General features: G+C 26.4%; 12 protein-coding genes. 7 read left to right on the top strand and 5 right to left on the bottom strand.

Annotated elements, in window-relative coordinates:
* Positions 1-538: 538 nt before the first annotated feature.
* The 4 genes from MBIO_RS03200 to MBIO_RS04920 form a co-directional block, all read right to left on the bottom strand.
* Positions 539-721: a hypothetical protein gene (locus MBIO_RS03200; protein ID WP_013527068.1), complete on the bottom strand. Its 183-nt coding sequence runs from the start codon at positions 719-721 to the stop codon at positions 539-541.
* Between the two features lie 6 nt (positions 722-727).
* Positions 728-919, bottom strand: a complete 192-nt coding sequence (locus MBIO_RS05335) for an AAA family ATPase (RefSeq protein WP_416373311.1) — start codon at positions 917-919, stop codon at positions 728-730.
* 371 nt (positions 920-1,290) lie between these two features.
* Positions 1,291-2,418 carry a Fic family protein gene (locus MBIO_RS03195; RefSeq protein WP_013527069.1) on the bottom strand — a complete coding sequence of 376 codons (1,128 nt, stop codon included), beginning with the start codon at positions 2,416-2,418 and terminating at the stop codon, positions 1,291-1,293.
* A 116-nt stretch (positions 2,419-2,534) separates the two neighbouring features.
* Positions 2,535-2,687 carry a hypothetical protein gene (locus tag MBIO_RS04920; RefSeq protein ID WP_013527070.1) on the bottom strand — a complete coding sequence of 51 codons (153 nt, stop codon included), beginning with the start codon at positions 2,685-2,687 and terminating at the stop codon, positions 2,535-2,537.
* A gap of 531 nt (positions 2,688-3,218) precedes the next feature.
* Here MBIO_RS04920 and MBIO_RS03190 point away from each other — a divergent pair.
* Entirely contained in the window at positions 3,219-3,548 is a 330-nt protein-coding gene (locus tag MBIO_RS03190) for a hypothetical protein (RefSeq protein WP_013527071.1), read from the top strand.
* A 336-nt stretch (positions 3,549-3,884) separates the two neighbouring features.
* On the opposite strand, the gene MBIO_RS03185 is transcribed toward MBIO_RS03190, so the two are convergent.
* Positions 3,885-6,041, bottom strand: coding sequence for a Tex-like N-terminal domain-containing protein (locus MBIO_RS03185; RefSeq protein ID WP_013527072.1), 2,157 nt, complete (start codon positions 6,039-6,041; stop codon positions 3,885-3,887).
* Between the two features lie 301 nt (positions 6,042-6,342).
* Between MBIO_RS03185 and MBIO_RS03180 the strand changes: the two genes are divergently transcribed.
* The 6 genes from MBIO_RS03180 (at position 6,343) to pip (ending at position 13,786) form a co-directional block, all read left to right on the top strand.
* Positions 6,343-7,956 carry a CTP synthase gene (locus MBIO_RS03180; RefSeq protein ID WP_041594236.1) on the top strand — a complete coding sequence of 538 codons (1,614 nt, stop codon included), beginning with the start codon at positions 6,343-6,345 and terminating at the stop codon, positions 7,954-7,956.
* Positions 7,957-7,967: 11 nt separating this feature from the next.
* Positions 7,968-10,634, top strand: coding sequence for an isoleucine--tRNA ligase (gene ileS, locus MBIO_RS03175; RefSeq protein ID WP_013527074.1), 2,667 nt, complete (start codon positions 7,968-7,970; stop codon positions 10,632-10,634).
* A complete protein-coding gene (locus MBIO_RS03170; protein WP_013354892.1) occupies positions 10,627-11,361 on the top strand; it encodes a signal peptidase II in 735 nt (244 codons plus the stop codon). Before ileS ends, MBIO_RS03170 begins: the two co-directional genes overlap by 8 nt.
* A gap of 124 nt (positions 11,362-11,485) precedes the next feature.
* Positions 11,486-11,653 (top strand): AlbA family DNA-binding domain-containing protein, encoded by a 168-nt coding sequence (locus tag MBIO_RS05135; protein WP_015511091.1) that lies wholly within the window; start codon positions 11,486-11,488, stop codon positions 11,651-11,653.
* An 87-nt stretch (positions 11,654-11,740) separates the two neighbouring features.
* A complete protein-coding gene (locus MBIO_RS03165) occupies positions 11,741-12,820 on the top strand; it encodes an ATP-binding protein (RefSeq protein WP_258408936.1) in 1,080 nt (359 codons plus the stop codon).
* Positions 12,821-12,841: 21 nt separating this feature from the next.
* A complete protein-coding gene (pip, locus tag MBIO_RS03160; protein WP_013527076.1) occupies positions 12,842-13,786 on the top strand; it encodes a prolyl aminopeptidase in 945 nt (314 codons plus the stop codon).
* Positions 13,787-13,792: the final 6 nt, after the last annotated feature.

The following is a 13,792-nucleotide window of genomic DNA, read 5'->3' as shown; positions in this document are numbered from 1 at the left end:
CATGCGATTTAGGCAAACGAAAAAGTGCATGCGCCTAGAAAATATGAAAATATTAATTTTTGATTTATTCTATGAATAAATCATTTCAAGATAAAACACGCTATGGTAAATAGCTTTGTAGTGTCTTTATCTTGTACTATTCAAGTAGCGCGTGTGCGCGCAAAAGGAAACTGCATGCTCTTCACATGCAGTATTTTCCTTTGCTACAAAATGGATTATGATAAAATAATTACGAAATAAGAAAACGTAGAGAATCTTATAACACACCTTTTTATATTAGTTCCCTTTTTCTTAATAATTCAAAGTAAACAATGTTTTCTATGTTCGACCAAAGTCATCGAATTTAAAATCATTTAAAGCATTCTTTAAACCATTATCGATAAAATAATATTTTGAATTACTATCGTTTAATATTTTTAAACCATTAATATCATATTGAGTAACTTTTTTAAAAATAAATGATTCTTAATAATAGTTACAATAAGTATCTATTGTTCTACTATCAATTTTAAAATTGTTATTACTATTTATAAATTACTTATTTTTTAGTATTAGTTAAAGATGAAGAACTAGAAGCTAAGAATTTTAATAATTCCTCTATTTTATAGTCATTTTTGACATTATAGTGTTCTAATATATCACTTAATAAGAATGTTATTAAATATTCTTTTAAATATTTTTGTTTGTCATTGATGTTTTCTTTTAAAATAACTAATAACATACCACCTTATTTATAATAATCATCAAAATATAAATCATATTCATTTTCTTTTAAATTGAAATATTGAACTATTTCTTTAAATGAATATGGACAGATTTTTATTTCTTCACCGCGACCTATAAATTCTATAGCTATATCATTTGAAAGAAATTTTAAGTTACTACCAGTAACATAAATGTCAACTTGACTTTTGACTAATCTAAAAGTGAATTTAATAATAACGGAAAGTCTTTAATGTTTTGAATTTCATCAAGTAATAAATAATATATTCCTTGATCTTTAATTAATTTTTTAATATGATTATATGCCTTAGTGGCATCTAATAATTCTTTGGTTTCAAGGTTATCAAATAATAAAGAAATGATATGATTAATATCTACGTTATTTTAAATTAAGTAATTATAAAAAAATTATTTAATAAAACACTTTTGCCACTTCTTCTAATACTTCTAATACCAGTAATAACTTTAATTAATCCATTGTTTTTATATTTGATTAATTAATCCAAATAAAAATAATGTAATTTTGTGAAATTTAACCACTCCATTACATTATAGTTCAATTTATTTTTAATCTATAAATCCTAAATCACTAACTTTAAATTTTGCATACTTTTTATTTAATTTATAGGAAGCAATTCTTTTAGTACCACTATTTGGAACTAAAATATCTTTGTCTATTCAGTCTTTAGTTCATTTTGATATAGCTCTAGAAGTAACGCCAAAGACTAAAGCTAAATCTTTAATAAGAATAATACTTTTTTTATTTTCTATGCAATATCTTAATAAAGTTAAGTCTTTTTTATTAAGATTATTTAACAAATCATTATAACTATTATCTTTAGTGCTTGCTTCTAAAGCACTTAAATATATATTTTGTGCATTAAGAGCCATAATTTTACAAAAGTAAGTTATTCATTTTTCTAAATGTGGCAGTTTATTACGTCCATTATAAAATAAAGGACTTAAATCCATTTGTAATGCTTGATAATATTCATTTAAGTTATTACTATAATATTCTTCAAAAGAATTAAATCCTTTGAAATCATAATCATCTAACATTAATGAATAAGTAGCTAGTGCTCTAGCACTACGACCATTACCATCTTCAAAAGGGTGAATTGTAACAAATGCATAATGAATGATAGCTGCTCTTATTGCACTTGGTAAATGTTGATTTTCATTTATTCAAGTTATTAATTCATCTATTAGAATATTTATATCCTTAGCTTCTGGTGGTATATATTCAGGACTTTTAGTAACTGAATCATATACAGCAAAAAGTACTCCAAGAGGAGTAGGTTGTCGAAAATCTATTTTGGTAATTCTAGAACTTTTAGCTTCAATAATATTATGTAAACTAAAAATAAAATCTTTAGTTATTTTTATTTTAGCTTTTTTACTTCTTTCTAAGAAACTTAAAGCTTCTCAATAATTTAATACTTCTTGTTCAGCTTTAATTCTAGTTTGATGTGTTTTATTGTTTATAACGTTTTTAACTTGTTCAATGTTTAAAACATTGCCTTCAATACTTGTTGAAAAATGAGTTTGTTTAATTTTGGCTTCAAATTGAATTCTTTGTTTACTTCTTGTAGGTAAAGACAAAAATTCTAATGAACTTTTGTATTTTTCAATTTTTAGAAGATAATTGACAAGCTCATCAGTATATTTAAATGATAGTTCTAATTCTTTTTTCATGTAAATATTATACCAAATAAGGAACAAATAGAGAACAAACAAGGAGCCGTTTCGTTCTTAATTTATTAAATAAAAGTACAAAAAATCTTCCCTAAATAATGAGAAGATCTTTTCTATTATTGTTTATCTCTAACAAATGTTATGACAAGACATACTTTTCAATTCATTCAATAATTTACTGCTATAACTTCTCAACCTTTACTTGCCATTTCATTCATTAAATCTTCAGCTTTTGATGGGTGTTCTGTTAAAATTTTATATTCTTTCATATAGACTCTCCTTTATTAATATTTTAGTATTGTTTTAACAACTAATAATATTATATATTAGAGCGAACCTTTTTCCAAAAAGTCCGGAATTTGTGGTTCACTATAAGGTTATTAGAACTAATAAAAGAAAAGAATTTTTTGTTTCTGAAAACACCACAACCCCTTTAACTAATACTTTAATGGAAAAAAATAAAAGTAGAATCTTCAAGTTCTCCTACTTTTAAAGTACAAGTTGAAAGATCTTTCAAAACAGCTCAAGCTAATTATTTACCAATACTAAATGGTAAAAATTTAGAAGAATCTAATAAAATTGCAAATGACCTTAACAACTACTTTAATGAAAAACTTAGAAAAAATATTGAAGTAAAAGAAAATCATTTTGGAAAAGTAATAAATGGTGATTATAAAATCATTGAGAGATTTATAAGAATAGTAACCGCTAACACAATACAATATGATTACAAATATTATTATCCTTACAATCCAGAAAATGGTAAAAGAGTTTTTCTAAATGATAGATCAAAAGTATATGTGCTTATTGATAAGGATGGTAGTATTTATATCGACATTTTAGGAATTGAAAAATTTCCTACTAAAACATTGACTAGAGAAGAACTTAACGAATATCAACTTTTTGTACACAATTTAGGTGTGACAGAAAGCACAATATCAAAACTTCTTTATACAAAAATCAAATCAACAAATAGTTTTTATAACTTAATAGAATCTAAAATTGAAAAATTAAAAAATCTTTTACTCACTCTAAATTTAGACAAAAATAAATTAGAAAGCGAAATAAAAGATTTTACTCATAACATCTGTAAGATCAATAAAAAAATAGGTGAATTAATTCAATTCTAATTTCAATTATTTCTTTCAGATGACAAAAATATACTCTTTTTAAAAAGAAAGAGTTAGTTTTTTGTACTAAAAAATTAAATTTTTAATTTTAAACACTGTTTTATTTTTTTAACTTTTCCTATAAAAAAACATGTTTTTTTGAAAAAAATTGACAAAAATTTAATAATTTTGTATCATTAAATTAATGTCAAAAAAATATGAAAAAAAGTATGACAATCCGTTTTAAATTTCACATTTTGCTTTGTTAAATTTTATAAAAATTCATATATGCTATTATGTTAAAAAATAAGCAATATTGCCAATGCTTTGACAAAAATTGCTTATTTGATTTGATTATTAATCTTCTCAAATTAATTTGCCTTGAATTCTTTCTCTTTCTTTATCTATTTCAAGGATTTGGATTTTAATGTTATCTCCTGTTTTAACTACTTCGCTAGAGTGTTTGATGTAGTGATCTTTATTTCTTTTCATATTTGAAATGTGAATTAAAGCAGCTTGCTTAATTCCAATATAAACAAAGATACCAAAGTCTGTAATATTTTGCACTGAACCATCTAGAATCATACCTGGTTTTAAGTCTTCTAACTTAAGAACATCTTTTTTAAGAATGTAGCCATCTTTGTCATCACGAATATCTTTAGTTGGATTAGATAAAGAATCTAATATTAACTTAACATCATATTCATTTGAATTAAAGTCTTTAGCTAATTTATTAGCATCTTGTTGTTCAATAGTTTTTAAGTCTATATCATTTAGATCTAATTGAAGCGCATTAACAATATTAATTGCTAAAGGATATGATTCAGGGTGAATAGCTGTGCGGTCATAAAAGTTTTTAGAATCATGGATTCTTAAGAAGCCAACCGCTTGTTCATAGGCTTTTTCGCCTAAACCTTTAACCTTTAATAGTTCTTTTCTTTCTTTAAATTTATTGATTTTTTCACGATAATCAATAATGTTTTGAGCTAATGTTTTAGTTAAACCTGAAATGTAGCATAAGATTTCTTTAGTAGCACTATTTAAGTCAACTCCAACCATGTTAACTACTTTATCAACTTTAAAGTCTAAAGCCTTAGATAAATCTTTTTGATTAACATCATGTTGATATTGACCTACCCCTATAGCTTTAGGATCAATTTTAACTAATTCATTAAGAGGATCTTGGAAACGACGTCCAATATTAACAGCTGATCTTTCTTCAACACTAAAATCTGGAAATTCATCAATAGCAACTTTAGAAGCTGAATAAACACTAGCTCCTACTTCACTAACAACAGCATAAGAAATATCTTCATTAGGATTTACTTTTGATCTTTCTTTTAATAAATTAGCAATAAATTCTTCAGTTTCTCTTGAAGCTGTTCCATTGCCAATAACAATAATATTAACTTTGTATGAATCTAATAGTTTATTAACTATTTCTTTAGCTTTATCAACATAATTTTGAGGAGGGTTAGGATAAATTAAAGCTTTTTTTAAGAACTTACCTTGAGGATCTAAGATTGCAATTTTGCAACCATTAACAAAAGCAGGGTCTATTGCCATAACTGTTTTATTTTTAACAGCAGGTCATAGTAACATTGTTTCAAGATTAGTTGCGAAAAGGTTAATTGCTTCTTTTTCTGCACGAGCAAAAAGATCACTTTTGATTTCTCTAATAATTGAAGGTAAAATCAAACGATCTAAACTGTCTTTTAATGATTCGTTCAAAATCTTGCCTGTTCTTTTGATTTTAAAATATTTGTTGTTTAAGTCATAAGTAATTTTAGCTAAATTATAAGTCATGTCATAACTTAAAATCTTTTTGTCTTCACCACGACTAATTGCTAAAACACGATGGTTAGGAATAAACTTGATTCTTTCTTTATAATCATAGTATTGTTGAAATACTTCTTTTTCATCTTCAGCATTCTTTTTAACTTTTGTTACAATGAAACCAAAATCATAAATTTGTTTTTTAACATATTCTCTATTTTCAACATCTTGAGACATAATTTGGCTAATAATGTATTGAGCTTGCTCAATAGCAAATTCAACTGTTGGTACTTTGTCATTTAAGTATTTTTTAGCTTCTTTATAAGGATCAAAACTTTCATCAGTTGCTTCCATAATTGCTTTAGCTAAAGGTTCTAAACCTAAAGCAATAGCTTCACTAGCTTTAGTTTTTTTACCAACTTTAAATGGTTCATAAATGTTTTCAACTTCAGCTTTAGTTTCAGCTGCTTTTAATTTATTTTCAATTTCAGGTGTGAGTAATCCTTTTTCTTTTAAGATGTCAATAATAGCTTCTTTTCTTTTGTTTAATTCAACATTGTAAACATACATGTCACTTATTTGTTGAATAACTTCTTCATCAAGTCCACCAGTTACATTTTTACGATAACGGGCAATAAAAGGTACTGTTGCTCCTTCATCCATTAACTTAAGAACAACTTCAACTTGGTCTTCTTTTAAGTTTAATTTTTGTGCTACAAATTTTTTAGATAAATCCATATTTTCCTCCAATTAATTAGTATGTTAATTATACATATAATTTGCATAAAAGTAATTTAAAAATGTAATCATTTTTGACTAAAAAACCTGTTTTAATAATTGATTAGAAAATAATTTGTAAATAATGATTTCAAATCACAATTTTTTTCTTTTTTTTAACTAAAACAACTATAAAACAGTTATTTAGGAAAAATCAGTGAAGAACAAAAATAAACAAAAAAATTATTTTATTATTAATATAAATATTTAATATTATAATTAAGTCTATAACTATTTAAATCCTATTGTATTAAGGAGAATTATCGTGACTAAATTTATTGTGACAACTGGTGGAGTTTTATCTGGTTTAGGTAAGGGTGTTACCAGTGCAAGTATTGGAAATTTATTAAAGGCACAAGGCTTTAAAGTCTTTGCTTTAAAACTTGATCCATATTTAAATATTGACCCAGGAGTAATGAGTCCCATTGAACATGGTGAAGTATTTGTAACTGCTGATGGTGGTGAGACTGACTTAGACTTAGGACACTATGAAAGATTTATTGATGTTAAGCTAAGCAAGGAAAGTAACTACACAAGTGGAAGAATTTTTACTCGCATTTTTGAAAAAGAACGTCAAGGACTTTATGGTGGAAAAACTGTTCAAATAGTACCTCATGTTATTGATGAAATTATTAGCATTATCGAAAATACTGCTAAAAAACAAAAACCAGATTTCATGTTAATTGAAATCGGAGGAACTGTTGGAGACATTGAAAGTAATCCTTATATTTATGCAATTAGTAAGTTTGCTAGTTTAAATCCTAAAAGTGTTTTCTTTGCTCACTTAGCATTTATTCCTTATTTAACTGCTTCAAAAGAATACAAATCAAAACCATCTCAAGTTTCAATTGCTTCTTTAAGATCATTTGGAATTAACCCTAATATTTTACTTTTAAGAAGTCAAGGCGAAGTTGATGAAAGAATTATTAATAAAGTTGCTGAAGCTTCATTTTTGGACCCTAATCATGTAATTGGAGTTCCTGATAAAAGCAGTATCTATGAAATTCCAATGTTCTTATATGAACAAAATATTTTAAAAATAATTTACTCACATTTTGGAATTAAAAAACAAATTAATGACAAGGTTTATGATTCATGAAAAGTATTTTTGAATAAATATCACGCAACTAAAAATTATAAAATTAACTTACTTTTAGTTGGTAAATATACTGAATTAGAAGATGCTTATTTATCAATTATTTCTTCATTAAAAATAGCTGCTGTTCATCAAAATGTCGAATTAAAATATGACTTAATTGATGCTGATTTAGTTAACAATAAAAACATTGAAAAATTAACAAAAGCACATGATGCAGTAATGATTTTACCAGGCTTTGGTGCTAGAGGTTTTGAATCTAAAGTTAATGTTGCGACTTACACAAGAGAACACAAAATTCCTACTTTAGGTATTTGTTTAGGTTTTCAAGCAATGTCAGTAGCTCAAGCTCGATTATTAGGCATTAAAGATGCAACCAGCAAAGAATTCGCTGAAAATGGTAAAAAACAAACTTTTGTTTTAACTCCTTTTTATGAAAATGGAGACAAAATGGCTATTGGTGGCACACTAAGACTTGGTGAAGATCAAGTTCAAGCTAAAAATAACACCTTAGCTCAAAAAATTTATGGTTCAAATATTTTCTATGAACGTCACAGACATAGATATGAAATTAATCCTGAATACTTAGAAAAATTACAAGATGATGAATTTACATTCAGTGCAATTCATCCAACTAAAAAAGTGGCTGAAATTTGTGAAGTTAAAAACCATCCTTTCTATTTAGGTGTTCAATATCACCCAGAATTTAGTACTAGAGTTTTAGCTTCAAATCCACTTTTTGATAATTTCTTCCAAGCAATTATTAAAAATCAAAAATAGGAGGTCAATATATGGCAATTGATTACAAAAAAACATTAAATATGCCTCAAACTAATTTCGATATGCGTGCTAACTTAACAACTAAAGAGCCAGCATTCCGAAAAGAATGAGAAGACAATAAAATTTATGAAAAAGTATTAAATAAAAACAAAAAGAATACACCTTTCATTTTGCATGATGGTCCACCATATGCTAATGGTAATTTGCATATCGGACATGCTTTAAATAAAATCCTTAAAGATATTGTAATCCGTTATAAATCTTTAAGAGGCTTTTATGCTCCATATGTTCCAGGTTGAGATACGCATGGTCTTCCTATTGAACACAAAATGCTTGAGGAAGCACACTTAAAGAAAAATGAATTAAGTGTTGTTGACTTACGTAAAAAAGCTGCTCTTTATGCTCAAGATCAAGTTAATAAACAAGCTGAACAATTCAAAAGCATGCAACTTTTATGTGACTTTAAAAAATACTACATTACTAAAGATCCTAAATTCGAAGCTCAACAATTAAGACTTTTTAAAAAGATGATTTTTAGTGGTCTTATTTACAAAGGATTAAAACCTGTTTATTGATCACCTTCAAGTCAATCAGCATTAGCTGAAGCTGAAGTTATTTATAAAGATATTAAATCACCTTCAATTTTTGTGGCATTTGAAATTAAAGATAATTTAGGTAGCCAAAAAATTAATGTTAAAGATAACTTAGTAATTTGAACTACTACACCTTGAACTTTACTTGCTAATGCTGCTGTAGCAGTTGGCCAAGATATTCAATACTCAAGAGTAGAACATGATAAAAAAGGCTATATTTTTGCTTCTGATTTAGTTGAAAAAGTAGTTAGTCAATTAGGCTGAAAAAACTACAAAATCACTAACACTTTTAATAGCCAAGAAATCTTAAATATGCAATATGTAAGCCCACTTAATAAAAATGTATGTCCTGTAGTTATAGGCCACCACGTTACTTTAGAAAGTGGTAGTGGTTTAGTTCATATTGCTCCTCTTTTTGGTGAAGATGACTTCCAAATTGGAATCAAAAACTCACTTAAAATGATTATGCATATTGAAGATGATGGAAAAATTAATAAAGAAGGTGGAGCTTACCAAGGTCAATTTTATGAAAAAGCTAATGCTTTAATTATTGAAGAATTAACTAAATCTAAAAACTTACTTTTAGAAAGCTCAATAACTCACTCATATCCACATGACTGACGTACTCATAAACCAATTTTATTCAGAGGAACACCTCAATGATTTGTTTCAATAAATAAAATTAAAGATCAAATTTTAAGCCAACTTGAAAAAGTTAAAACTTATCCAGATTGAGCTAAAAAACGTTTAAGCAACATGATAGTTGATAGAGATGACTGAACTATTAGTCGTCAAAGAACTTGAGGTGTGCCTCTTATCATTTTCTATGATAAAAGTAAAAAACCAGTTTTAAACGAAGACATTTTTGATCACATTATTAAGCTTGTTGAAAAACACGGAACTGATATTTGATATCAAAAAACTGCTGATGAATTATTACCTAAAAAATACCAAAACAAAGGTTATACAAAAGAAAACGACATCATGGATGTTTGATTCGACTCAGGTTCAACATTTATGGCAGTTAATATTGATAAAGGTTTAGAAACTCCTTATGATTTATATCTTGAAGGTAGTGACCAATTTAGAGGCTGATTCAACTCTTCTTTAATTAACTCAGTAGCTTATAATGGTAAAGCACCATACAAAAACATTGTTTCACACGGTTTTGTTTTAGATGCTAAAGGTGAAAAAATGTCTAAATCAAAAGGTAATGTTGTTGATCCTCTTAAAATAATTAGCAAAAATGGAGCTGATATTTTACGTCTTTGAGTAGCCAATTCTGAATACTCAAATGACGTAAGTATTAGTGATAATATCATTAATCAAAACAGCGAAATTTACCGTAAAATTAGAAACACAATTAAATTTATGCTCGGTAATTTAAATGGTTTTAAATATGACTCAAATCTCAAAAGAATTGGCGTACATGCCTATATTAAAGAGCAATTGGAAAAAGTTAAAGCTCAAGTTATTGAAGCTTATGATGAATATAAATTCATTAACGTTATTAAACTTTTAAATAATTATGTAGTTGAATTATCAAGCTTTTATTTAAACATTTCAAAAGATGTTTTATATGTCGAAGCTAAAGATTCAATTAACCGTCTTATGACTTTAACAAATATTTATGAAATTGTTGATTTTCTAATTATTGCTCTTGCTCCAATTCTTCCAACTACAGCTGAAGATGCTTACAAAAACTTTAATAAAGTAAATAAAGCTGAAAGTGTTCATCTCGAAACTTTAGCTAACCCACTCAAAGTTAACGAACAAGTTTTAACTCAATGGCAAGACTTTTTTAAACTTCGTGATGAAGTAAACTTATCACTTGAAAATGCAATTAAAGAAGGTTTAATTAAAAGAACTAATGAAGCTAAAGTTGTAATTAAAAGCGATAGCGACTTTATTAAAAGTCTTGATTTAAGACAATTATTAATGGTTGGTAAAGTTGAATTTGGAGCTCAAACTTCTGTTTCAGTTTTCAAATCAATTAAATGCCAAAGATGTTGAAATCATTTCATGCCTTCACAAATTAAAGAGGAACTTTGTCCTCTTTGTCACAAGGTAGTTTTTAATGAGTAAAGAATACAATGGCTATGAGCCAGAAAAAGAACCATTAAAAAATACAATTAGTAAAAAATGAAATGATTTTATTAACTACTGCAAAAATAACAAAAAGAAAATCTTAATTGCTTTTGGAATATTTTTTGCTGTTGCTTTTGTTGCCATTCTAATTGATCAATTAACTAAAACCTTCTTATTCGAATGAAATGAAGAACATAATGGTGGCAAAATAGGAAAAGTTTATTATGAAGGAACTTTACTCGGAATTAGATCTGTAGGTCACTATGGAGTAACCTTCATTCCAAGTGTTGAAAATAAAAAAGGTGCTTTAATCTTTATTCAATTTTTAAGTATCCTAATTTTACTTAGTTTATTATTAGTACCACTTTTATCAAGACACTTAACCACTATTATTATTTGTGCAATTATTTGAGCCGGTGACTTTGGAAACATGTTAGACCGCTTTATGTTTAATATGATGGTTAAAGATATTTTCTATGTTCCTTTTATGGAAAAGTGAACTGGCAAAGTATTAGGAACCTTTAACTTCGCAGACTTATGTATTGTTTTAGGCTGCATCTCATTAGTACTCTTCTTTGTGATTGAAATGATATTAGATAAAAGAAGAGAAGATACACACCAAGAAGCACAAGAAATAATAGATGCAATTCAAGAAGACAATAGTCAAAATAATACTGTTGAAAATGATCCAAAAGAAGAACAAGAAGACAATAAAAAAGAATAATATATAGGCTTTAACATGATGTTAAGGTCTATTTTTTATGGCGACATTTATACCGACAAATAAACCGACATTTTACTTGGCGGTTTAAATTAAAAAGTATATAATTTTCATAAAGAGGTAAAAAATGAAATTTGTTGAAACAAATAAAATCGAATTAAAGGAAAAATTAAATGATAACTTAATTAGAGAAATTGTTGGCTTTTTAAACACAGAAGGCGGAACAATTTATATAGGTGTAAAAGATAATGGTGAAGTAATTGGCATAAAAGATGTAAATAAAGCTTTTACTTAATTAAACGAAATTATTTGTGATCAAATTGAACCAAGAGCGGAAAAAGAAGTAAAAAGTGAAATAAAATTTGAAAATAACAAAATGATTATGGGAATAAACGTTCAAAAAGGAGAAAAAGCTATTTATTACATAAAAAAATATGGTTGTTCTTCAAAAGGATGTTTAGTAAGAGTTGGGACAAGCACAAGAGAAATGTCAAATGAAGAAATAGAAGAAAGAAACAAAATTAGATTTTATGATGAGGACAACATAATAAATTATGTTAGTGATTTGGATGATTTGAAATTTTCAATATTAAAAATAAATTATGAACTAAATAATTTACATTTAGATGATAAAACATTTGAAAAAAATTTACATTTAAGAAATAAATTAGGTAGTTACAATAAGCTAGCTGAATTGCTAGCTAATGAAAATAAAATTGACTTGAAATATGTAAAATTTCAAGGAAATGATAAAACAGTCTTTTCAGAAATACAAAAATTCAGTAATAAAAGTATATTGGTTGGTTATTCACAAATTTTAGCAAGATTAGAAGTTGAAAATAAATGCTATGTAGATACTAGTTCAATGCAAAGAATTGAAAAGACTTTATTTGATTTTAATGTAGCTAAAGAGGCTTTATTAAATGCAATTGTACATAATGATTGATTGAGTGGCGTACCAACTATCCAACAATTTGAAAATAGAATTGAAATTATGTCTTATGGTGGATTACCAAAAGGTTTGAAACTTGAAGAATTTTATCAAGGAATAAGTAAGCCAAGAAATCCAAAATTAATGAAAATATTTATAGATCTTAATTTGGCAGAACAAACCGGACATGGCGTTCCACTTATTCTAAAAAAATATGGAAAAATGGCAATTGAAGTAGAAAAAAACTATATCAGGATAACAATACCTTTTAACAAGGAATTGCTACAAAAAAATAACAATTATGAAATTAAAGAAATAAAAGACAAATTAAACAAAATCGAAAATCAAATATTCGAATTAATTCAAAAAAATGAAGAATATACAGCTTATGAATTGTCAAACGAATTAGAAGTTTCTAAAAGAACAATAGAAAGAGCTTTAGCATCTTTAAAAAACAAACTAATTTTAAAAAGAATTGGTTCAAGAAAAACAGGAAAATGATCTGTTTTAGGAATAAAACCAGAAAATTAGAAAAAGGAATACAATTAAATCATGTACAAAAAATATTTATATCCAAAAATTGAACCTTATCAAAAAGGTTATTTAAAAGTAGATGATATTTATCAAATTTATTATGAAGTTAGTGGCAATCCACAAGGTCAACCAATAGTTTATGTTCATGGTGGTCCTGGTGGAGGAACTAGTGAAGTATGTAGAAGATATTTTGACCCAAAATACTATAAAATAGTTTTATTTGACCAAAGAGGTTGCGGAAAAAGTACTCCAAGTTTAGAGTTAAAAAATAATACAACTTGAGATTTAATCAATGATATGGAAGCCATTAGAAAAGAATTAAAAATAGATAAATGAATCCTTTTTGGTGGCTCATGGGGCACTACTTTATCATTATCTTATGCAATTAATCATTCAGATAAAGTTGATAAACTTATTTTAAGAAGTATATTTTTGGGACGTCAAAGTGACATCGACTGATTATATCAAGAAGGAGCTAGCTACTTTAAACCTGAAGCTTATGAAAGATACACATCATTTTTAAGTGATAAAGAAAGAAAAAATATAGTTAATGCTTATTATAAACATATACATTCAACAAATAAAGAATTAAGACATAAAGCATTAATTGAATGAACGAGATGAGAATCATCTTTAGTGTTGCTTAAAGAACAACCATTTAAAGAACCTAAAAAACCAAAGTGAATATATGAAATTTCATTAATTGAAAATTATTATTTCTATAATAAATGTTTCTTCGAAGAAAACTATATTTTAAATAATATTAACAAAATTAAAGATGTTGAAACTTACATTGTTCACGGTCAATTTGATTTGGACTGTCGCCCAAGTGGTGCTTATGAACTTCATCAAAAACTAAATAATTCGCATTTAATTATGGTTGAAAAAGCAGCTCATTCACAAAGAGAAGTTAATATAACTAAGGCTTTAGTTAAAATTACAGATCAAATTAGAAAAAAATAGTTTTAT

Source organism: Mycoplasmopsis fermentans PG18 (assembly GCF_000209735.1).
GTDB lineage: Bacteria > Bacillota_I > Bacilli_A > Mycoplasmatales > Metamycoplasmataceae > Mycoplasmopsis > Mycoplasmopsis fermentans.
Note: the sequence above shows the minus strand (reverse complement) of the source record. Positions and strands in the feature narration are given on the sequence as shown.